This window comes from Ureibacillus massiliensis 4400831 = CIP 108448 = CCUG 49529 (assembly GCF_000772965.1).
GTDB lineage: Bacteria > Bacillota > Bacilli > Bacillales_A > Planococcaceae > Ureibacillus > Ureibacillus massiliensis.
The window spans coordinates 74,057-95,051 of the sequence record NZ_JPVQ01000006.1 but is presented as its reverse complement, the minus strand read 5'-3'; the positions used below and the strand labels follow the sequence as shown (position 1 = coordinate 95,051).

The following is a 20,995-nucleotide window of genomic DNA, read 5'->3' as shown; positions in this document are numbered from 1 at the left end:
AAAAGGGGATAAATTATGAATTTAAAAGATGATGTTGCTATTATTACAGGTGCAGCAAGTGGTATTGGTCAAGCGATTGCAGTGCAATTATCTCAGCAAGGGGTTCATACTGTTTTAGTGGATATTAATTCATGTGAGGAAACCATTTCGATGTTAGCACATGAGAGCTATTTAGAGTGTCTAGGTGATATTCGAGATGAAAAATTTGTTCAAGCGACTGTAAACCGAACGATTGGAAAGTATGGAGAAGTTCATATATTAGTTAATAACGCTGGAACTGCTAGTAGAAAAGATCTTGAAACAATGACATTAGAGGATTGGGATCGAGATTTAAATACAAATTTAAAAGCGGCTTTCTTGTTTACGCAAGCATGTGTTTATCCACATATGAAGGATGCTGGATATGGAAGAATTATAAATATCAGTTCCGTTTCTGGATTAAATGGTGGTGTCACGTCAGGCGATGAGGGTAAAGGAAGATCAGGTCCAGCATATGCGGCATCTAAAGGCGGTGTCATTGCATTAACAAAATGGGTCGCAAAAGAATTAGGTCCATATGGCATCACGTGTAACTCTGTTGCCCCAGGTGCTACTGCAACTGCAATCACTGCGGGGGTTCCATATGATACTAGTCAACAGGTCATTAAACGTATGGGTCATCCACATGATATTGCTGGTGCTGTATTGTACTTTGCTTCAAGAGACTCTAGTTATACAACTGCCCAAGTTTTAAAGGTGGATGGGGGAATCAGTATTGGATAACCCACGTCTACAGGCAGTTTATGATCGTAGGACAGAGCGAATCGTTGGGCGTTTAAAAAAAGATACTGATCTATTTACGGGTTTAAAGGAGGTTTGTCAGTACTTTGGCATCAGTGCTGGGCAATTCCAATGTTTAGGGTCATTAAAGTACGCAACCTTTGTTCAAGTTTCAAAAGGTGATCGACCTAACACGATTAAATATTCTCCAAAAGTACAAACAACTTCAGAGGTTGAGATTATCTCTGGTGTTGGTTTTATTGGAGAAGATGAACATGGTGAACTAGATATTCATTTTCATGGGACAGTCGTCGATTGCAATAAAAAAATTGATGGTGGTCATTTTTTAGAAGGTGAAAATTTTACAGCCATTACCGTAGAATTTATCATCTTACCGTTAAAAGATGTGCAACTAACTCGTAAAAATGATGCAATGTTCCATGTACCAGTTTTTACGTTTTCCACAAAGGAGGCTTAATTCATTGAGTACAATTGGTGATTTAGCACTAAAATCAGCAAAGGCTTATCCAAATAAAATAGCTGTAAAATTTAAGGGGATTTCATACTCATATGAACAGTTGATTCAGCGAGCTTATGCATTAACTTCCTATTTTCATAGCATTGGTTTGAAAAAGGGTGATCGTTTAGGCATTTTAATGTCAAATCGATCAGAGCATATAGAGTTAGATGTTGCGGTTTCATTTTTTGGGTTAATCAAAGTACCGCTAAATTATCGTCTCCATCCAGAGGAACATGAATATCAAATAAAGGATTCTGGAATGGTGTTATTAATAGGAGAAACAGATTTACTCAATAAATTAAACACCGCACTACCAACAATTACCGTTGGTGAAGAATATGAAATCATCATCCAAAAGTATTATGGTCAAATTTATGAAAATGAAGTTAACGAAGATGATTTGATGGCGATTATGTACACTTCAGGCACAACAGGGAATCCCAAGGGTGTTATGCTATCTCATCGAAATATGGTGAGTGGAGCAATATCCTTATCCATTGCATGTGAGGTGGATTTTAACGATACGATTGGTCATGTTGCCCCCCTTACACATGGTGCGAACTTTTTAAGCCATGTAGCATGGCTATTCGGATTAACACAAGTAGTTTACGATAAATTTGAGCCACATCTATTTATACAACATTTAGAGGAAGATCAAATATCTATCATCTTTTTAGTACCGACAATGGTTAATTTAATGGTGCAACATGAACAATTTGATCCAGCAAAATTAAAGACGATTAAATCGATAAATATGGCAGGTTCTCCAATCGCTGCAGCAAAACTACAAGAAGCACTTAATAAAATTGGTACAAAATTTGTAGAAACATATGGTCAGGTTGAAGCGCCTATGTGTATTTCAATTATGCCAAGAAATGAACTTCAAAATCGTTTAGATTCTTGTGGCCGTATCGGACCATTTGTTGATGTTAAAATCATCGATGATGAAGGAAATGAATTACCTGCTGGAGAAGTGGGCGAAATCATTGCTAAAGGTCCACTTGTGATGCAGGGATATTGGAATAACGACAAAGCTACACAGGATACGTTAAAGGACGGATGGCTCCATACTGGTGATTTAGGAAAACTAGATAATAATGGTTATTTATATATTGTTGATCGAAAAAAAGAAGTAATTATTTCTGGTGGAGTCAATATATACCCTAGAGAAGTTGAGGAAGTTCTAAATAAACATCCATTTGTAAAAGAAACATGTGTAATAGGTGTTCCTGACGAAAAATGGGGTGAATCTGTCATTGCCTACATTGTTCCAAATGGGCGTGGCGAGGTTCAGTCAGAAGAGTTGATAGAATTGTGTAAAAATCATCTAGCTAGCTTTAAAAAACCGAAAGAGATTTATATTGTAGAAAGTCTACCAAAAAGCTCCTACGGTAAAATACTAAAAAGAGAGCTTGTAAAGAAGCATATCGAGGTGATGAAATGACAGCACCAGTTTATATTCATGGTATAGGGATGACGAAGTTTGGCTCCTTTGAGGATAAAGCGTTAAAGGATCTCCTAATAGAAGCATCGAAAGAAGCGATTAAAGATGCAGGTGTATCTAAAATTGATGCAGTTTTTGTTGGGAATTTTATGGGTGGTTCTTTGTCCAATCAGGAAATACTCGGGGCGATTGTAGCGAATGATTTAGGTCTAGGTTACATTCCAACAGCTAAGCTAGAAGGTGCCTGTGCCTCAGGGGGGATAGCCCTGAGACAGGGTGTATTAAGTATCATGAGTGGGGAATATGAGACCGTACTTGTTGTAGGTGCAGAGAAAATGAAGCATGCTTCTACTTCAACAGTTACACAAGTGATTAATACAGCGATGGACCAAAGTACAAATGAAAAGGAAGCTGGGTTAACATTCCCCGGATACTTTGGTACTGTTGCAAATCGATATTTTTACGAAACAGGTGCATCAAAAGAGCATCTCGCAAAGGTAGCATTAAAAAATAGAGAAAATGCAATGAATAATCCCTATGCTCAATTTCAAAAACCGACTACAATTGACGAAATTCTTAATGCGCGAATGGTAACAGATCCCCTTGGGTTATTTGATTGTTCACCAATTACTGATGGCGGGGCAGCGGTTGTTTTATCTAGTAAACCTTCAAATATTAAAGTGCGTGCTAGTGCACAAGCTTCAGGTCCGACATTAATGCAAGATGCAAAAGACCTGTTAAGCCTACCAGCAGTTCGAGTTTCAGGTGAGAAAGTATATGAAAAAGCAGGGCTGGGTCCAGAAGATATCGATGTAGTAGAAATACACGATTGCTTTTCTATGACTGAAATTCTTTCTAGTGAAGAGCTAGGTTTCTTTCCTAAGTTACAAGGCTGGCAAGGTGTAAACGAAGGGAAAACACGTGTTGATGGGGAAATTCCAATCAATACAAGTGGAGGTCTACTTTCAAAAGGTCATCCAATTGGAGCTACAGGCATTGCACAAATTTATCAGCTTGTTAGACAACTGCGTGGAAATGCACCGAATCAATTAACGAAGCAACCGACAATTGCATTAGCACAGAATCTAGGTGGTACAGGTGCTTACTCAGTTGTTCATATATTGGAGAGGGTGTAAGTATGATAGTATACGAATGTTGCGGTATCGAATCGGTAACGAAAAAAGTGTATTGTAGTTCATGTGGAAAAGAAATTACAAATGAATATGAAGTACCAGATGTAGGTACAGTTTATAGTTATACAGTCATCCAAGTTCCACCTGCACAATTTGCACACTTAGCTCCGTATACAGTTGCACTTGTACAACTAAATAATACAGAAGCAAAAGTTACAGCAAGAATTGCCGATCAAGTGAATATCGGAGATGAAGTGAAGCTCGAAAAAATTGTTGATGGGGCATATCTTTTTAAAAAGAATGAAGTACTCCATAATTCGTAATTTACGAATTATGGAGTTTTTCCTATAAATGAAAGAGGCGGTAACTTTGAGTAATAGCAAAATATATTCCATATTAATTTTAGTCATGCTTTTATGGGGGCTAAATGTTACGTGGTTGAAAATTATTGTTTCAAATGGTGAACCGATTACAATTCAATCCGTACGCATTTTTCTAGCAGGTATTACGGTATTTCTTATTTTACTTTTGATGAAACAAAAGGTTTTTGTCAAGAATATGCCATGGAAATATATTTTGATTGGTAGCTTTTTTGGTGTTATTTGTCACCATGCCTTCATGGCCGTTGGGATTGAACAAACAACGGGAACAAAAACGGCAATCATCAGTGGGTTGAGTCCCCTCATTACAGCACTAATAGCTGTAATTTTTAAAGATACCGTCATGACTATATCAAAATTAGTTGGATTTTTGCTTGGTGGATTGGGTGTTTGTATTGCAGTAATTCAAAGTTTTCATGAAATATTAAATATTGAACTTGGTGATATATTAGTATTCCTATCATTCTTATTACAAGCATTTAGTTTTATTGCCATTAGAAGAGGTACGAGAACAATTTCTCCATTACTCATGACTGCATATATGTTAACCATTGGATCTGTCATTTTATTAATAAGCTCATTGTTCATTTATCCTACAAGCTTGAGTGCTTTCATGACTAGCGACTTTCAATTTTGGAGTATATTTATTTTATCGGGTGTGTTCGCTACTGGTGTTGGGCATAGCCTATATAATTTATGTATTAAACATATTGGGACAGCCGAATCAGCCATTTTTGTCAATTTAAATACAGTGTTCGCATTGTTTGGAACAGCATTATTATTAAATGAGATTATTTCAATTCAGCAACTAATTGGTACGATGATTATTATTATTGGGGTAATTGTAGGTACGAGTAACATCGAAGCAATTATACTAAAATATAAACGGTCAAAAATTAATAGAAAACCTTTAGAATCATCAAATTTGGTAAATACAGAACAACAGCAGGAAAAAATTGATTCTAATAAACTATTGTAAGAGAGTCAAAAAGAAAAAAATAACTAGAAATAATTATATTCTGAATACTTCATTTTATCTGACGAAATATGTTATAGTAATTCATATAGCTTTAAAGGCAATAGGAACACTCAGGATTAAAAGAGGAATAATAAAGCTCCAAAACGTCCTTGAATGTACAAAAAGTAAAAGGAGTAATTAAAATGACAGAATTAGTAGGACCATTTCGTTATGATCATGTAGGGAGTTTTTTGCGCCCTCAAAAGTTGAAGGAAGCACGTACAAAATTTCAAAACAATGAAATTACATACGCTGAGTTAAAACAAGTAGAAGACGAAGAAATCATTCGTTTAATTGAAAAGCAAAAAGAGATTGGCGTATTATCAATTACGGATGGTGAATTCCGTCGTAGCTGGTGGCATTTTGATTTCTTAGGTGCACTTGAAGGAATGGAAAATTACGAAAAAGATCATGGTTTACAATTTCATAAAGTAGAAACAAGTAAAAAAGGTATTCGTGTAGTTGGGAAAATTGACTTTGGAAATCATCCATTTTTAGATCATTTTAAATTTGTCCGCGACCATGCAGGAGATTCTACTGTTAAATTTACAATTCCAAGTCCAAATATGCTCCATGCACGCGCGGATAAAAACGCTGATATTTATCCAAATGAAAATGATTTAATTGAAGATACGATAAAAGCATACCAAAAAGCGATTCAAGCGTTTTATGATGCAGGTTGTCGTTACTTACAATTAGATGATACTTCATGGGCAAGTCTTTTCTCGGAAGAAACTCGTTCAAAACTAGTTGATGAAGGTAAAAACCCACAGGAGTATATGGAAACATTACAATATGTGATTAATGAATCGATTAAAAACAAACCATCTGATATGACCATTACAATGCATATTTGTCGTGGTAATTACAAATCAACATTCCATTCAAGTGGGGGATATGATTTTGCAGCAAAAGTAATTTTTGGTGGATTAAATGTAGATGGCTTATTTTTAGAATTTGACGATGAACGTTCAGGTAGCTTTGAACCTTTAAAATATGTAAATCGTTCTGACTTGAAAATCGTTCTTGGTCTTATTACTTCAAAATTTGGTGAGCTTGAGGATAAAGATAGCATTAAAGCACGTATTCAAGAAGCAACAAATTTTGTTCCATTAAATCAATTATGCTTAAGTCCTCAATGCGGTTTCTCATCTACTGAAGAAGGAAATATTTTAGAAGAAGAAAACCAATGGGCAAAACTTACTTTAATAAAAGAAATTGCAGAAGAAGTTTGGGGTTAATTTAAAATTATTACCATATGGAGAAAACATATAGCTTAAAGAGATGACCGTTCTCTTTAAGCTTTTTTAATGTTGAAAATAAAGATAAAAAGGATAAACTCTTAATATTAGAATTAATGAAGTAAATTTAGTTCTTAGTGAGGTTTCAAATGATTACAATAGATTAGAAGAGAGATTTTAAGGGGTGGGATATAATGGCAAAGAAATGGGGCATCGGTTCTTTAATTTTATTTGGCCTTTACTCATTGGTTATGTATGTTTATATTTTTCATTTTAGTGATGGTGGAGTTCCTGAATCCTTTAAAGGGACTGTGGCGGACCCTGAAACATTTATGACAGATCGGGAGCTACTACTTAGTGAAGAATATTCAAAAATACGAAACTTCATCTTTTTTATTGTGAATCCATTTGAGTGGCTTATGTATTTTTACATTTTAATTTTTGGCATCTCGCATTTATTTGAAAAATGGTCAAAAATATCAAATTGGAAGGTTGTACACTACACAGTATACTTATTCTTATTAACCTTGCTTACATTTATAGTATTTTTCCCAATTAATTATTATCGATATACACTAAGTAAAGGATTTGGTATTAGTACCCAAGGATTCGCTTCATGGATGAGCGATAATGTAATTGATTTCTGGTTAAATTTTTTAATAACAGTTATTACTGTTTCAGTTCTATATTGGTTAATTAGAAAAAGTAAGAAAAAATGGTGGCTCTTTGCTTGGATTTTAACCGTACCATTTTCGATTTTTTTAATGTATATACAACCGGTCATAATAGATCCGCTATATAATGAATTTTATCCATTGCAAAATAAAGAGCTTGAAGAAAAAATACTAGCTTTGGCAGATAAGGCAAATATACCAGCTGAACATGTTTTTGAAGTAAATATGGCCGACAAAACAAATGCATTAAATGCATATGTAACGGGTGTAGGGAATAATTCAAGAATTGTCCTTTGGGATACAACATTAAATCGACTAAATGAAGAAGAAATTTTATTTATTATGGCACATGAAATGGGGCATTACGTAGAGAAACACATTTATATTGGTATCGCGGGTTATCTACTCATGATGTTTGTAGGACTTTGGCTGATTTCAAAAATTGCTCCTTGGATGATAAAAAAATACGGACATTATTTTAAAGTTAAGAGTTTAGATAATATAAGCTCTCTGCCGATTATATTACTTATTTCGTCTGTTTTGTTATTTTTCTCTAACCCAATTTACAATTCAATCTCAAGATATCAGGAAGCAAGGGTAGATCAATATGCGATTGAATTAGTGAACGATTCTGAAGCAGCTGTTAGCGGTTTTCAAAAATTAGCAAAAGCTGGTTTGAGTGAAATGAATCCTCCACTACTTATTAAGTGGTTTAGATATACACATCCACCAATGCTTGAAAGGATTAATAAAATTGTTACAAAAGAATAAGTAAAGATAAAAAGTGCCGTCATTATGGCACTTTTTTATTACTTTCTTCGGATTGAACAATAGAGAATAAGGGAGCTTAATAGGAAATTATAATGAATTTATAAATGATTGCATAAAATTAATAAAAATTATTGATTGTTAAAGGAATCACAAATAAAGGTGTCGAAAACCTTTAAAAAGTTTAAACATCTATAGGAGGATTGATAATGACATATATTTGTTTAGTGCGGCACGGTGAAACGGATTGGAATACGCTTCGAAAAATTCAGGGCAGAAAAGACATTCCCTTAAATCAAAATGGCTTTACACAAGCAAAAGATTGTAGAAACTATTTAAGTGACTTCGAATGGAATGTCATCGTTACTAGCCCACTAAGAAGAGCTAAACAAACAGCAGAGATTATAAATGAAAAGTTAAACTTACCACTAGTTGTAATGGAAGAATTTGTAGAGAGAGATTATGGTGATGTGGAAGGTCTGACAATAGAAGAACGTGCTTTACTGTATCCAGAGAAAAATTGTATAAATCAGGAAAGTGTAGAAATGGTTAATAAACGTGTATTTGCAGGGCTTGATAAACTACACAAGTTATACCCGAAGCAAAAAATCATCATCGTTGCCCATGGTGGTATTATTAAAGTACTATTGATCTCGATTTTGAAGAAAAAAGACCGATTAGAAAAAAGCGGAATGTCAAATGGAGGCATTAGTACTATATACATTGAAAATGGGGAGTGGAAAGTAAAAGGGTGTAATCATATTGAACATTTGTCGAATACACAAAAGACTATCCTGAGATAAAAAGTAGATACATATTTTTTACAATTAATCCCTTTTATATTATTATTTAATCCTATAATGTTTATTAAAAATGTAATTTAAGAGATATTTTTGGTATTTTTATGATAAAAAAATAGATTACTTTTTCTGAATAGCTATAAAGAACTATTTTCATCCAATATTATATATAGATAAAGAGGTAGCATGTTTTCCCTTTTTTCTATAAAATAGACAGAAGGAAAACAATTGGAAAGGTGGTTTGGCGAATGCTGGAGAAAAAGACTGAAAAGCAAAGTTTATTTGATTGGTTATGTCGAATTGGAAACCCGCTTAACTCTGCTTTTCTGATAACCGATCCAAGCCAACCAAATGAACCAATAGTTTATGCGAATAGTGCTTTTACAAAGATTACGGGCTATTCAGAAGATGAAGTAATTGGTAAAAGTAAATCCCTTTTATTCGGGGAAAATACGCAAATTGAAACTATTAAACAAATAGAAAAAAATAAGAAAAATGATACTAGCTCTAGTGTGAAAATATTAAACTACAAAAAGGATGGCACAACTTTTTGGAATGATTATTTTGAGCATACTTTAATAGATGAAAATGGAATTCATTTTTACAACGTATCCATTTTTTCAGATAGTACAGAAAAACAATCACAATATATTGATACGATTTCAGGCATATCAAATTATCTTTATTTTATAGATAAATTCAAAGAAATGACAAAAAACTACAAAAAAACCGGTTTTCTACTTTTAATGCAGCCGGGTGAGTATATTAATATTGTCGATGCGTTTGGTAAAACTCAGCTTGGTTATTTACTTAAAGAATTAAATAGACGTGTGAATTCAATTTACTCAAATGTCCCATGTATTATTTCAAGAGCTACTGAGGGATCATTAATAGTTGCTGTATTTTGTGAAGAAAATGAAATCAATCATTATCTCGAAATGTTAATGCAAACTGTTAAAGAGCCAATATTAGTTAACGATATTGATTTGTATATTTCATTGAAAATTGGTGCGGTATCATTTGAATTTTACAATGATAATATAGACGAATTTGTTAGGTTTGCTGATATCGCTCTTACCCAATCAAAAAAACAAGCAGGGAACTCAATTGCTCTGTACCATGAACAACTCGGTTATGAAATACAGCAAAAGATAAAAATACAAAATGAATTAGTACAAGCCATTAGAAGAAAAGAAATTTCGGTTCACCTGCAGCCGAAAGTAGATATATCAAATGGGAAAATTGTCAGCTTTGAAGCATTAGCAAGATGGAAGCATGCAAAATTAGGGTATGTATCACCAGTTGTATTTATTGAAGCTGCTGAAACAATTGGGAAGATTGAAGAGTTAGATTTTTTAGTGATTGAACAAGTATTGGCATGGCTAGCTCAAAGAAAAAAGGAAAATTTAAATTTATATCAAGTATCCGTTAATATTTCACCAAGTCATTTTTATACACCAAATTTTATAGAGAATTTACTGAAAATAGTAAATCGGTATGAAATTGAAACGAAATATATAAAAATTGAACTTACCGAAAATATCGGATTAGTAGACTTAGAAAGAGCAAAACAAATTATCCATGAATTATCAATCCACGGATTCGAATGTTCTGTTGATGACTTTGGTATTGGGTTTTCTTCTTTAAGTTATTTACACCAACTACCTGTTACTGAATTAAAGATAGATCGTAGTTTTATTAATAACCTCCAAGATAGTGGAGGAAGTGCAATTGTTAAAACAATCATCCAATTAGCAAGTAATATGAATTTACTATCTGTTGCAGAAGGAATTGAAACGGAAGAACAGTTGGAAATAATTCGTGAAATGAGTTGTCAAATTGCACAAGGATACTATTTTTACAAACCAATGTCACTAGAAGAAGTGGATACTATCATTAAAAAAGAACAATCTGAACAGAGGAATTAATTTCCTCTGTTTTTTTGTGTAGCAATATGGGATTTTAAATAATTACGAAACCTTTTAATTAACTTTTCGTTAAAGATAGTTGAATTTGTGTCTCTTTTTAATTAATCGTATAAATGATATACTAGAATGCATGAATTATGAAGAAATGAGTCAATTTAAAATTTAAGGAATCAGCATCGTTAATAAAAAAACGTAAAAGTGATGAGTTTCTATTCGTCGATTTAACAAGCGGTTTTTTATATTTTTAGAAAGGGGGATATATATGCGAAAAATACCGAAAAGTAATCGTGCTTCAAGTGTTAAAGCAAAGTATCGAGCTAACTTATCATTCCGTATGAATGTTTTATTCTTTTCGATCTTTATATTGTTTTCTTTGTTAATATTTAGATTAGGCTATTTGCAAATCGTAAAAGGGGAAGATTTTGTACTTGCTGTACAAAAAACCGAAGAAGTATCCGTAAATACGAGTGTTGCTAGAGGAAGAATATATGATCGATACGGTAGAATTTTGGTAGATAATGAACCTCAAAATGCTATTACATATACAAAGCTACCAAGTACAACATCAAGTGAAATGCTTCAAATAGCTGAACAATTAGCGATGTTAATTGAACAACCTACAAATCGTGTTACATATCGAGATAAACAAGATTTTTGGATTTTACGAAATAAAGATAGAGCTTATGAGAAAGTAACGGATGAGGAAGAAGCTGCAATTAAAGCTGATGAAAATATAGCAGAAAATCAAGTTCAAGCTGAAATCGACCGATTAGTCCGTGAACGCATTACTGAGGAAGAATTAAATGAACTAACTGAGTATGATTTAGAAGTTTTAGCAATATATCGTGAAATGATTTCAGGTTACAACTTATCACCTCAAATCATTAAAAGTGAAAATGTAACAGATGAGGAATTTGCCCGTGTTTCTGAACGATTACCTGACTTACCTGGGGTTAACACGACAACGGACTGGAAACGAGTTAAGTTATCTTCGCTATCCATTTTAGGAAGAACGACTGTTCCGAGTAAAGGGATTCCTTTAGCGAAATTAAATTATTTCTTAGCAAGAGATTATTCTCGTAATGACCGTGTAGGTGAAAGTTATTTTGAAGCACAATATGAAGAACTATTACAAGGTAAAAAATCAGTCATAAAAAATGTTACGAATAATAAAGGGGAAGTAATAGATACGCTTACTACCTATGAAGGTGAGCCAGGAAATGATTTAGTAACGACAATAGATATCGAGCTACAAGCTGAAGCAGAGCGTATCGTAGAAGAAAAATTGTTAGAGCTTAAAGCTATCGGTGGTTCACAATTGTTAGATCGAGCATTTTTTGTCATGATGAATCCGAATACGGGAGAGCTATTAGCCGTTGTTGGTAAAAAGATAGAAACAGATCCTGAAACAGGAGAAGATTATATTGTTGACTATTCATATGGTACATTTACAACTGCTTATGAAGCAGGATCAACAGTGAAAGCAGCAACATTGTTAATGGGTTATAAAGAAGGCGTTATCGAACCTGGTACAAGGTTAGTCGATCAACCGATTAAGCTATTAAATACTGAACCGAAAAGCTCTATTTTCAACCGATCAGGTGCTATTCCAATGGATGATATAAGAGCATTAGAACAATCTTCAAACTCATATATGTTCCAAGTTGCCATGTTTTTAGGTGGAACAAGATATTCGTATAACATGCCTTTAATTATAAGAGAAAATACATTACAAACAATGCGTAATGGTTATGCTGAATTTGGGTTAGGTGTTAATACTGGACTAGACTTACCAGGTGAAACATCTGGATTCAAGGGTGTCCCTGATAATCCTGGTGTTATCTTGAACCAGGCAATTGGACAATATGATACTTATACAACAATGCAATTAGCACAGTACATTTCAACTATTGCAAATGATGGTTACAGAGTTCAACCACGAATGTTAAAGGAAATTCGAGATCCTTCAGAAGATGGTCAGCAATTAGGATCTTTAGTGGAAGAAATAACACCGAATATTTTAAATAGAATTTCTAATTCACAAGAAGAAATTGATCATGTAAAAAAAGGACTTAGACAAGTTTATATAGGATCTTATGGTTCTGCACGTAGTGTATTTTCAAATACACCATACACAGCAGCAGGGAAAACAGGTACTGCTGAGGTGGTTTACTATGGCCCGTTACGAGATGAGTGGAGAACGGAAACAGTAAACCTAACCCATGTTGGATTTGCACCATATGAAAATCCAGAGGTTGCTTATGCAGTAATGATTCCATGGGTAACTACCAATTTTGAATTATATTTCCCTCAAAACAATGAAATTGCAAGAGAAATTCTTGATTATTATTTTGAACTAAAATATAAATATGCTGAAAAAGGAATATCAGATAGTTCCGTTGAACAGAAAATTTTACCACCAACAACTGATGAAAAAATTGATGAAGAAACAGAAGAACAAGTGGTAAATGAATAGCATCTATAAAAGTAAAAGCTCCAAAAGTGAAAAACACTTTTGGAGCTTTTATTATATTAAGAATTTTAGTGAACAAGTTTTTGACTTACAAATTTGTATCACAAAGTGTCTTAATAAATAAACAAAATAATAGTATTGCCATTTGTTTAAATGTTTTTACAATAAAACTCTTTCGTTTACAATCTCTTAACAATTCATTTATATGTCATCAACATTGTAACTTTATAGTATTTCTTGTAAGACAACTTACTATGAATTTTATGGAGGAAATAAAAGATGAAAAAATGGAAGTACTTAACTATGACAGCTGTTGTTGGTTCAGCATTAATGTTAGGAGCTTGTGGTTCTAATGGCGAATCATCTGAACAAACTGAAAATCCTACAACTGGTACAGAAAACTCAGGTTCAGAAACTCCTCAACAAGAAACTGCAAAACTATCTGGCACAGCTAATGGTGACGGTTCATCAACAGTAGCACCAATTATGGATGCATTAGTTGAACTATATGCAGGAGAACAACCTGATGTTAAAGTATCATCTGGTGTATCTGGTACTGGTGGTGGTTTTGAAAAGTTCAGCGCAGGTGAAACTGATTTCTCTAACGCATCTCGTCCAATTAAAGAAGAAGAAGCAGCTGCTTTAGATAAAGCGGGAATTGAATATACAGAATTTAAAATTGCTTACGACGGTTTAACAGTTGTTGTTAACCCAGAAAATACTTGGGCAACTGACTTAACAGTAGATCAATTAAAACAAATTTGGATTGAAGATGGCACTACTAAAAAATGGTCTGATATTGACCCATCTTGGCCAGCAGAAGAAATCGCATTCTACGCGCCAGGTACTGACTCTGGTACATATGATTACTTTGATGAAGTAATTTTAGAAGGTGCTGAACTTGTTAGTAATGCAGAGTTATCTGAAGATGACAACACATTAGTAATGGGTGTGTCTGGAAACAAAAATGCAATTGGTTTCTTCGGTTATGCTTACTACCTAGAAAATCAAGATAAATTAACAGCAGTAACTGTTGACGGTGTAGCACCAAATAACGAAACAATCGAATCTGGCGAATATACTCCACTTTCTCGTCCATTATTCGTTTATGCTAAAAACAGTGCACTTAAAGAAAACCCAGCATTCTATGATTTCATGAAATTCACTTTAGAAAACTCTGGTGATATGGCTGAAGCTGTTGGTTATGTAAGACTACCAGATGAAATCTATGCAGAAGGTTTAGCAACTTTAGAAGGTTTAAAATAATTCAATTTTATAACTAGATTTTATAAGATGTGTGGGTAAATCTAGCGCCCACACATCTTCTCACGTGTATAGGAAGGGAGTATTTTGTATGGCTTCGCAAGGCATCAGGAACGGTCAATCGATTCAAGATATGATCGCAAAGTCTCGAAATAGAAAAGGGAAAAAATTCACAGAAAAATTAATGCCAAAACTATTATTTATTGCGGCATTCATTTCAGTTTTAACAACCATTGGAATTGTTTTCACATTAATTTTCGAGACCTTTGAATTTTTTCAGAGAGTATCAATTACAGATTACTTATTTGGCACTGAATGGTTACCATTCTCAGGAAGTAATCCCCAATATGGTATTTTAGCTTTAATAGCAGGTACTATTAAAGTTACAATGATTGCAATACTTGTTGCTGTTCCAATAGGTTTAGCTGCGGCAATCTATTTAAGTGAATATGCATCTGATAAAGCTCGACGCACAATTAAACCGATATTAGAAGTTTTAGCTGGCGTTCCAACAATTGTTTATGGTTTCTTTGCTTTAACATTTGTTACACCGATTCTACAACAATTGATACCGTCGCTGAAAATATTCAATGCGCTTAGCCCAGGTGTTGTGGTGGGAATTATGATTATTCCTATGATTGCATCACTATCAGAGGATGCGATGAGTTCCGTTCCAAATTCAATTCGTGAAGGTGCACTAGCTCTAGGTGCAACAAAATTTGAGGTAGCAATAAAGGTCGTTCTTCCTGCAGCACTTTCAGGTATTATTGCTTCTATCGTATTAGCAATTTCACGTGCACTAGGTGAAACAATGATTGTTTCATTAGCAGGTGGAGCAAAACCAACATTTGATTTTAGTGTTACTGAATCTATTCAAACAATGACAGCGTATATTGTTCAAGTATCTTCTGGTGATGCAGGATATGGTACTACAATTTACTACTCAATTTATGCAGTAGGATTTACATTATTTATCTTTACGTTAATCATGAATTTACTTGCACACTATATTTCCAAACGCTTCAGAGAGGAGTATTAATTTATGAGATACATTGATGATACTGTTGTAATGAAGCGTATGAAATCACGTTTAAGAAAAAATAATGGATGGAAAACTTTATTCTTAATAGCAACATTATTTGCTTTATTATGTTTAGTTATATTATTATATCGTATCGTTTCTCAAGGTATTGGTTACTTAGATTGGGATTTCATCACTAGCTTTGCCTCTCGTTTTGCAGATAAAGCAGGGATATTACCTGCACTTGTCGGATCTCTATATATGATGGCTGTTGTCGCACCTGTTTCAATCATTTTAGGGGTTGCTACAGCAATTTATTTAGAAGAATATGCGAAGAAAAACAAGTTTACAGATTTTATCCAAATGAACATTTCTAACTTAGCTGGTGTTCCTTCGATTGTATTCGGTTTACTTGGATTAACAATTTTCGCTCGTGCATTAGCATTGGGAACAAGTATTTTAGCAGCGGGTTTAACGATGAGTTTATTAATCTTACCTGTTATTATCGTTGCTGCACAGGAAGCGATTCGTGCAGTTCCTCAAGATCAACGTGAAGCATCTTATGGTATGGGTGCAACGAAATGGCAAACGATAACACGAGTTGTGTTACCATCAGCAATACCAGGAATTTTAACGGGAAGTATTTTAGCCTTATCAAGAGCTATTGGTGAAACAGCACCACTTGTAGTCTTAGGTATTCCAGTTATATTACAATTCTTACCAGATGGCCTGTTAAGTACATTTACAGCATTACCGATGCAAATTTATGAATGGGCAAAACGACCTCAAGAGGAATTCTTATATGTTGCATCAGCTGGTATTATTGTGTTGATGATTTTACTTGTGATTATGAACTCTATTGCGATCTTTATTCGTAATAAGTTCCAAAAACGATATTAAGGATGTGTGAAAGTGGTACAGTCTAATATGATTACGAATGAAAATAATATAAAAGTTAATATACAATCTACTTTGCAATCTCAAAGTGCAAGCGAAGAAACAATTGCAGTAGCAAATAAAAATACAGTTTTTGAAACAAACAACTTTGATCTTTGGTATGGTGAACATCATGCATTAAAGGATATTAATTTAAGTATTCAAGAAAATGATGTTACTGCTATTATTGGTCCATCAGGTTGTGGTAAATCTACCTATATTAAAGCTTTAAATCGCATGGTAGAATTAGTCCCAATAGTTAAAACTACTGGTGAAATTAATTATCGTGGACGTAATATATTCGAAGCAAACTATGAGGTGGAAGAGTTACGTACAAAAGTAGGAATGGTATTCCAAAAGCCAAATCCATTCCCAAAATCCATTTATGATAATATTGCTTATGGTCCACGAATTCACGGTATTAAAAACAAAAAAGTTCTTGATGAGATTGTAGAGAAATCATTAAGAGGAGCGGCAATCTGGGATGAAGTGAAAGACCGTTTAAACCAAAATGCTTATGGATTATCTGGTGGACAACAACAACGTATTTGTATCGCACGTTGTCTTGCTATTGAACCCGATGTAATTTTAATGGATGAACCAACGTCAGCATTAGACCCTATTTCTACTTTAAAAGTTGAGGAATTGGTGCAAGAATTAAAAGATAATTATTCAATCATTATTGTTACTCATAATATGCAACAAGCTGCCCGCATTTCAGATAAAACTGCATTTTTCTTAAATGGTGAAGTAATCGAATTCGATAATACGGATAAGATTTTCTCTACGCCTACAGACCAACGTACAGAAGATTATATTTCTGGTCGCTTCGGTTGATTAAAGAGGGAGTGTAGTGTATGGGTGTTCGTGAGCGTTTTGAACATGAATTAGACGCTGTTCAAAAAGAATTTCTAAAGCTTTGTGATCAAAGTATCGAGCGACTTGAAACATCTTTCAAAGCATTGATAAATAAGGATCTTGAAGTAGCTCAAGAAATTGTTCAAAGAGATGTCGAAATTAATCGATTTGAAGAAGCTATTAATGATCGTGTTATTTTATTAATGACTAGACAACAACCAGTTGCTACAGATTTACGTCGTTTAATTGTCTTATTAAAAGCTGCAGCTGATATGGAACGTGTTGGTGATTATGCCGTAAATATTGCAAAAGAAACAATTCGCATTGCAAAAGAACCGTTCATCACTTCTGTAGAATTGATTGAGGATATGTGTTTAAAGGCTTCTCAAATGCTTCGACAAATTGTTGAAGCTTTTGTTGAAGAAAATACCGCAAAGGCTAAAGAAGTAGCAGAGCTTGATGATCAAGTTGATGAAATGTACGGTAATATGATTAAGCATTTGTTGAGGCTTTCAAGTGTAAAACCGGAAAGTATTGCTCAAATCACGTATCTATCATTCGTGTGTCGTTATATTGAAAGATGCGCTGACCACGCTACAAACATCGCAGAATACCTACTTTACTTAAAAAAAGGTCAACGATACGATTTAAATAATTAAATAAAACTAGGCTACTACCGAATAAAAAGCATTTGGAATATATTTCATTCCAAATGCTTTTTAAGTTTTTTGTTATTAATATGCTTCTTTACTTTCATTACCTCTTAGTATTCTTACCATTAATCCAATGTATGTAACAACGATTACTAAAATAATTTCAAAACGGAGGGCTTCTGAAGGGTTATCAAAAAATGGCTTTACATAGGCATCCTTTGCTATCATTTCAGCTGCAGTCAATGTTAATACACCAGAACCAATTAAAATGATAATCGGAAACTTCCCAATTAACTTGATTACAAGAGTGCTTCCCCAAACAACAATTGGAATGGAAATAATTAATCCAAGTGTAATTAATAGAATATCTCCATTTGCCGCACCTGCAACTGCAATAACATTATCAACTCCCATTAACACATCAGCAATTATGATTGTCGATAAAGCACTAAATAGAGTGTTCTTTTTTGAGTGAATTTCAGGCTCAGTATTACTAGTGAGCAATTTGAAGGAAATGTACACTAATAACAAACCACCAATTAAAAGGAGACCATCAATTTCAAGTAATTTTACAGCAACAATTGTTAGTATGAGGCGGACTACTATAGCCCCAATCGTACCTAAAAAAATCGCTTGCTTCTGCTGTTTCTTCGGTAGATTTTTCGCAGCCAAACCAATCAATAACGCATTATCACCAGCAAGAACTAAGTTGATCAGAATAATGGACATTAAAGCAGAAAAAAATTCCGGTGTAAAGATTTCCAATATGTACTTCCTCCTAATAACTTTTAAAGTAGATTGTACACAATAGGTTACCTTAAACATTTGCGACGTGTTTACATAAAAGGATATGAAACAACTAAAATACTTATAAATACTAAAATCAAATGAAAGCGAATTCAAATGATAAATGTTAAGATAGCAATTTTTCTACAGGTATTATTAAAATTTACAAAATTGAACTCATCAAAGACATTTTTCATACAGAGCAATTATCAACAAAGTAGTTAGCATAGGCCCATTTTAATTAAAAAAACGTAGGGTTTAATATGGTACTAGGTCATTTGGCCAGACGAGTCATCGGAATCGAATTGGAATTGACTCATGTCAAATAGTGATAAATTTTGGCTATCACATTGCCAAAACAGTATTTATTTAGAAAGGACGGTAGGAGATGAGTCGAGAGCTTGAAATTGTATTAAATTCAATATGGCCACTTTTAAAGGCTGGTCTAGCTGTAACAATCCCATTGTCGTTAATTTCATTTGCAATCGCATTAGTAATCGCTGTTATTACAGCTCTTGTAAAGCTATCTAACTTTAAAATTTTAAAATTTATTTTCAGTACATACGTGTGGATATTTAGAGGGACGCCTTTACTTGTGCAATTATTCCTCGTGTTTTATGGATTACCAAAGGCAGGTATAACATTAGATCCTTGGGTTGCAGCTATCATCACATTCTCATTAAATACAGGAGCCTATGCTTCTGAATCAATTCGAGCTTCTATCTTATCGATTCCAAAAGGTCAGTGGGAAGCAGCGGAATCATTAGGGATGACCTATTGGCAACTATTAAGGAGAGTCATAGCTCCACAAACGATCCGAATTTCGTTACCACCAGTTACGAATGATTTTATCGATCTTGTAAAGGGAACATCTCTTGCAGCAAGTATTACTATTGCAGAGATGTTTATGATCGGTCAACAAATTGTGGCCTTTACATACGAACCTTTAGCAATTTATTCACTTGTTGCAGTACTTTACTTAATCTTCGTATCGATTTTAACGATCATTCAAGGTAAACTAGAAAAATATGCTTCTAAGTATATATAAAAAGAGGGGTGGACATCATCGTTATATTTAAAGAGATGAATAAGTCGTTTAAAAATCATCACGTGCTAAAAAATATTAATGTACAATTTAACAAAGGTGAGACAACTGTTATTCTTGGCCCTTCTGGTTCAGGAAAATCAACTCTTTTAAGATGTATTAATTTGCTGGAAATCCCTCAATCGGGTACTCTAGAAATAGATTCTTTGAAAGTAGATTTTGCGGGTAAACTAACTCAAAAGGATAAATTAGACATTCGCCAAAATACGGCAATGGTGTTTCAATCCTTTAATCTGTTTCCGCATATGACCGTTCTTGAAAATGTTATTGAAGGACCGATAACTGTGTTGAAAAAAGATAAATCAAGCATGATTCATATTGGGGAACAGTTATTAGAAAAGGTTGGATTAATACACAAAAAAGATAGTTATCCGTCCCAATTATCTGGTGGTCAACAACAGCGTGTAGCTATTGCTCGTGCCCTTGCAATGGAGCCGAAGTTTCTTCTATTTGATGAGCCAACTAGTGCACTTGATCCAGAGTTAGAGGGAGAAGTATTAAAAGTATTAAAGGCACTAGCAGAAGAACAAAAATCTATGATTCTTGTAACCCATAATTTGAACTTCGCTCGTGTTGCTGCGGATCGAATTTTATTCCTTGAAAATGGTGAAATTATTTTCGAGGGAAGTACAGAGGAATTCTTTAATAATACAGAGAATGATCGTATCATAGCATTTATCCAATCAATGCAATTTATTTAGGAGGAATTTAAGATGACAAAAGAAAAAACAAATGTTGAAAGCTTCGATTTAGACCATACAAAAGTAGTGGCGCCATACGTAAGACTTGCTGGAGTGAAAGAGGGCGAAAAAGGTGATGTTGTAACGAAATATGATGTTCGTTTTAAACAACCAAACAAAGCTCACATGGAAATGCCAGCCCTTCATTCTTTAGAGCACCTGATGGCAGATCGTATCCGTAATCACTCAACAAAAGTAATTGATTTATCACCGATGGGCTGTCAAACAGGCTTTTACTTATCGTTTATTAATCATAACGATTATGAGGATGTATTAGATATTCTTGAAAAAACATTGAACGACGTTTTAGCAGCAACTTCAGTACCTGCTTGTAATGAAGTTCAATGTGGCTGGGCTGCAAGTCATAGCTTAGAAGGAGCGAAAAGCTTAGCAAAAGAATTTTTAGAAAAACGTAACACGTGGCATATTGTATTTACTGAATAATTTAAAACGAATAACGGAAAACGACTCAAGAGGTTTATAACTGATTGAGTC

Annotated in this window: 20 protein-coding genes; 19 read left to right on the top strand and 1 reads right to left on the bottom strand. The window is 34.0% G+C overall.

From position 1 onward, the window contains the following. The first annotated feature begins 15 nt into the window (after positions 1–15). The 16 genes from CD30_RS05510 (at position 16) to phoU (ending at position 17,875) form a co-directional block, all read left to right on the top strand. Positions 16–762: an SDR family NAD(P)-dependent oxidoreductase gene (locus CD30_RS05510; protein ID WP_036173582.1), complete on the top strand. Its 747-nt coding sequence runs from the start codon at positions 16–18 to the stop codon at positions 760–762. Beyond that, on the top strand, positions 755–1,237 hold the full coding sequence (locus tag CD30_RS05505) for a PPC domain-containing DNA-binding protein (RefSeq protein ID WP_036173580.1): 483 nt from the start codon (positions 755–757) through the stop codon (positions 1,235–1,237). Before CD30_RS05510 ends, CD30_RS05505 begins: the two co-directional genes overlap by 8 nt. 4 nt (positions 1,238–1,241) lie before the next feature. Continuing rightward, entirely contained in the window at positions 1,242–2,723 is a 1,482-nt protein-coding gene (locus CD30_RS05500; RefSeq protein WP_036173578.1) for a class I adenylate-forming enzyme family protein, read from the top strand. Beyond that, entirely contained in the window at positions 2,720–3,859 is a 1,140-nt protein-coding gene (locus CD30_RS05495) for a thiolase domain-containing protein (protein WP_036173575.1), read from the top strand. Before CD30_RS05500 ends, CD30_RS05495 begins: the two co-directional genes overlap by 4 nt. Positions 3,860–3,861: 2 nt before the next feature. Further along, positions 3,862–4,179 carry a Zn-ribbon domain-containing OB-fold protein gene (locus tag CD30_RS05490; RefSeq protein WP_036173573.1) on the top strand — a complete coding sequence of 106 codons (318 nt, stop codon included), beginning with the start codon at positions 3,862–3,864 and terminating at the stop codon, positions 4,177–4,179. Between the two features lie 46 nt (positions 4,180–4,225). Then, positions 4,226–5,215, top strand: coding sequence for a DMT family transporter (locus CD30_RS05485; RefSeq protein WP_170215805.1), 990 nt, complete (start codon positions 4,226–4,228; stop codon positions 5,213–5,215). Between the two features lie 182 nt (positions 5,216–5,397). After that, positions 5,398–6,495, top strand: a complete 1,098-nt coding sequence (locus CD30_RS05475; protein ID WP_036173567.1) for a 5-methyltetrahydropteroyltriglutamate--homocysteine S-methyltransferase — start codon at positions 5,398–5,400, stop codon at positions 6,493–6,495. A 194-nt stretch (positions 6,496–6,689) separates the two neighbouring features. Next, positions 6,690–7,940: a M48 family metallopeptidase gene (locus CD30_RS05470; RefSeq protein WP_036173558.1), complete on the top strand. Its 1,251-nt coding sequence runs from the start codon at positions 6,690–6,692 to the stop codon at positions 7,938–7,940. A gap of 206 nt (positions 7,941–8,146) precedes the next feature. Then, a complete protein-coding gene (locus CD30_RS05465; RefSeq protein WP_036173554.1) occupies positions 8,147–8,740 on the top strand; it encodes a histidine phosphatase family protein in 594 nt (197 codons plus the stop codon). A gap of 245 nt (positions 8,741–8,985) precedes the next feature. After that, entirely contained in the window at positions 8,986–10,665 is a 1,680-nt protein-coding gene (locus CD30_RS05460) for a bifunctional diguanylate cyclase/phosphodiesterase (RefSeq protein ID WP_052126053.1), read from the top strand. A gap of 262 nt (positions 10,666–10,927) precedes the next feature. Beyond that, positions 10,928–13,141: a peptidoglycan D,D-transpeptidase FtsI family protein gene (locus CD30_RS05455; RefSeq protein WP_036173551.1), complete on the top strand. Its 2,214-nt coding sequence runs from the start codon at positions 10,928–10,930 to the stop codon at positions 13,139–13,141. A 276-nt stretch (positions 13,142–13,417) separates the two neighbouring features. Next, a complete protein-coding gene (locus CD30_RS05450) occupies positions 13,418–14,404 on the top strand; it encodes a PstS family phosphate ABC transporter substrate-binding protein (protein WP_036173548.1) in 987 nt (328 codons plus the stop codon). An 88-nt stretch (positions 14,405–14,492) separates the two neighbouring features. Next, the gene (pstC, locus tag CD30_RS05445; protein ID WP_036173546.1) at positions 14,493–15,440 is read left to right on the top strand and encodes a phosphate ABC transporter permease subunit PstC; all 948 of its coding nucleotides are present in this window, start codon (positions 14,493–14,495) and stop codon (positions 15,438–15,440) included. Between the two features lie 3 nt (positions 15,441–15,443). Then, positions 15,444–16,322 carry a phosphate ABC transporter permease PstA gene (gene pstA / locus CD30_RS05440; protein WP_036173544.1) on the top strand — a complete coding sequence of 293 codons (879 nt, stop codon included), beginning with the start codon at positions 15,444–15,446 and terminating at the stop codon, positions 16,320–16,322. A gap of 27 nt (positions 16,323–16,349) precedes the next feature. Then, the gene (gene pstB / locus CD30_RS05435; RefSeq protein WP_036173673.1) at positions 16,350–17,195 is read left to right on the top strand and encodes a phosphate ABC transporter ATP-binding protein PstB; all 846 of its coding nucleotides are present in this window, start codon (positions 16,350–16,352) and stop codon (positions 17,193–17,195) included. Between the two features lie 20 nt (positions 17,196–17,215). Then, positions 17,216–17,875: a phosphate signaling complex protein PhoU gene (gene phoU, locus CD30_RS05430; protein ID WP_036173543.1), complete on the top strand. Its 660-nt coding sequence runs from the start codon at positions 17,216–17,218 to the stop codon at positions 17,873–17,875. Between the two features lie 75 nt (positions 17,876–17,950). On the opposite strand, the gene CD30_RS05425 is transcribed toward phoU, so the two are convergent. Next, on the bottom strand, positions 17,951–18,634 hold the full coding sequence (locus tag CD30_RS05425; RefSeq protein WP_052126052.1) for a YjbE family putative metal transport protein: 684 nt from the start codon (positions 18,632–18,634) through the stop codon (positions 17,951–17,953). A gap of 409 nt (positions 18,635–19,043) precedes the next feature. Here CD30_RS05425 and CD30_RS05420 point away from each other — a divergent pair, with 409 nt between their 5' ends. From CD30_RS05420 to CD30_RS05410, 3 genes are read left to right on the top strand one after another with little or no spacing between them, the layout of a single operon-like run. Beyond that, positions 19,044–19,703, top strand: coding sequence for an amino acid ABC transporter permease (locus tag CD30_RS05420; RefSeq protein WP_036173542.1), 660 nt, complete (start codon positions 19,044–19,046; stop codon positions 19,701–19,703). A gap of 17 nt (positions 19,704–19,720) precedes the next feature. After that, entirely contained in the window at positions 19,721–20,461 is a 741-nt protein-coding gene (locus tag CD30_RS05415) for an amino acid ABC transporter ATP-binding protein (protein WP_036173669.1), read from the top strand. Positions 20,462–20,473: 12 nt separating this feature from the next. After that, entirely contained in the window at positions 20,474–20,944 is a 471-nt protein-coding gene (locus tag CD30_RS05410; RefSeq protein ID WP_036173541.1) for an S-ribosylhomocysteine lyase, read from the top strand. The last annotated feature ends 51 nt before the right edge of the window (positions 20,945–20,995 follow it).

Coding starts and splice junctions, on each gene's coding strand:
- CD30_RS05510 (WP_036173582.1), top strand. CDS start 16: ATGAATTTAAAAGATGATGTTGCTATTATTACAGGTGCAGCAAGTGGT.
- CD30_RS05495 (WP_036173575.1), top strand. CDS start 2,720: ATGACAGCACCAGTTTATATTCATGGTATAGGGATGACGAAGTTTGGC.
- CD30_RS05490 (WP_036173573.1), top strand. CDS start 3,862: ATGATAGTATACGAATGTTGCGGTATCGAATCGGTAACGAAAAAAGTG.
- CD30_RS05475 (WP_036173567.1), top strand. CDS start 5,398: ATGACAGAATTAGTAGGACCATTTCGTTATGATCATGTAGGGAGTTTT.
- CD30_RS05470 (WP_036173558.1), top strand. CDS start 6,690: ATGGCAAAGAAATGGGGCATCGGTTCTTTAATTTTATTTGGCCTTTAC.
- CD30_RS05465 (WP_036173554.1), top strand. CDS start 8,147: ATGACATATATTTGTTTAGTGCGGCACGGTGAAACGGATTGGAATACG.
- CD30_RS05460 (WP_052126053.1), top strand. CDS start 8,986: ATGCTGGAGAAAAAGACTGAAAAGCAAAGTTTATTTGATTGGTTATGT.
- CD30_RS05455 (WP_036173551.1), top strand. CDS start 10,928: ATGCGAAAAATACCGAAAAGTAATCGTGCTTCAAGTGTTAAAGCAAAG.
- CD30_RS05450 (WP_036173548.1), top strand. CDS start 13,418: ATGAAAAAATGGAAGTACTTAACTATGACAGCTGTTGTTGGTTCAGCA.
- pstC (WP_036173546.1), top strand. CDS start 14,493: ATGGCTTCGCAAGGCATCAGGAACGGTCAATCGATTCAAGATATGATC.
- pstA (WP_036173544.1), top strand. CDS start 15,444: ATGAGATACATTGATGATACTGTTGTAATGAAGCGTATGAAATCACGT.
- pstB (WP_036173673.1), top strand. CDS start 16,350: ATGATTACGAATGAAAATAATATAAAAGTTAATATACAATCTACTTTG.
- phoU (WP_036173543.1), top strand. CDS start 17,216: ATGGGTGTTCGTGAGCGTTTTGAACATGAATTAGACGCTGTTCAAAAA.
- CD30_RS05420 (WP_036173542.1), top strand. CDS start 19,044: ATGAGTCGAGAGCTTGAAATTGTATTAAATTCAATATGGCCACTTTTA.
- CD30_RS05410 (WP_036173541.1), top strand. CDS start 20,474: ATGACAAAAGAAAAAACAAATGTTGAAAGCTTCGATTTAGACCATACA.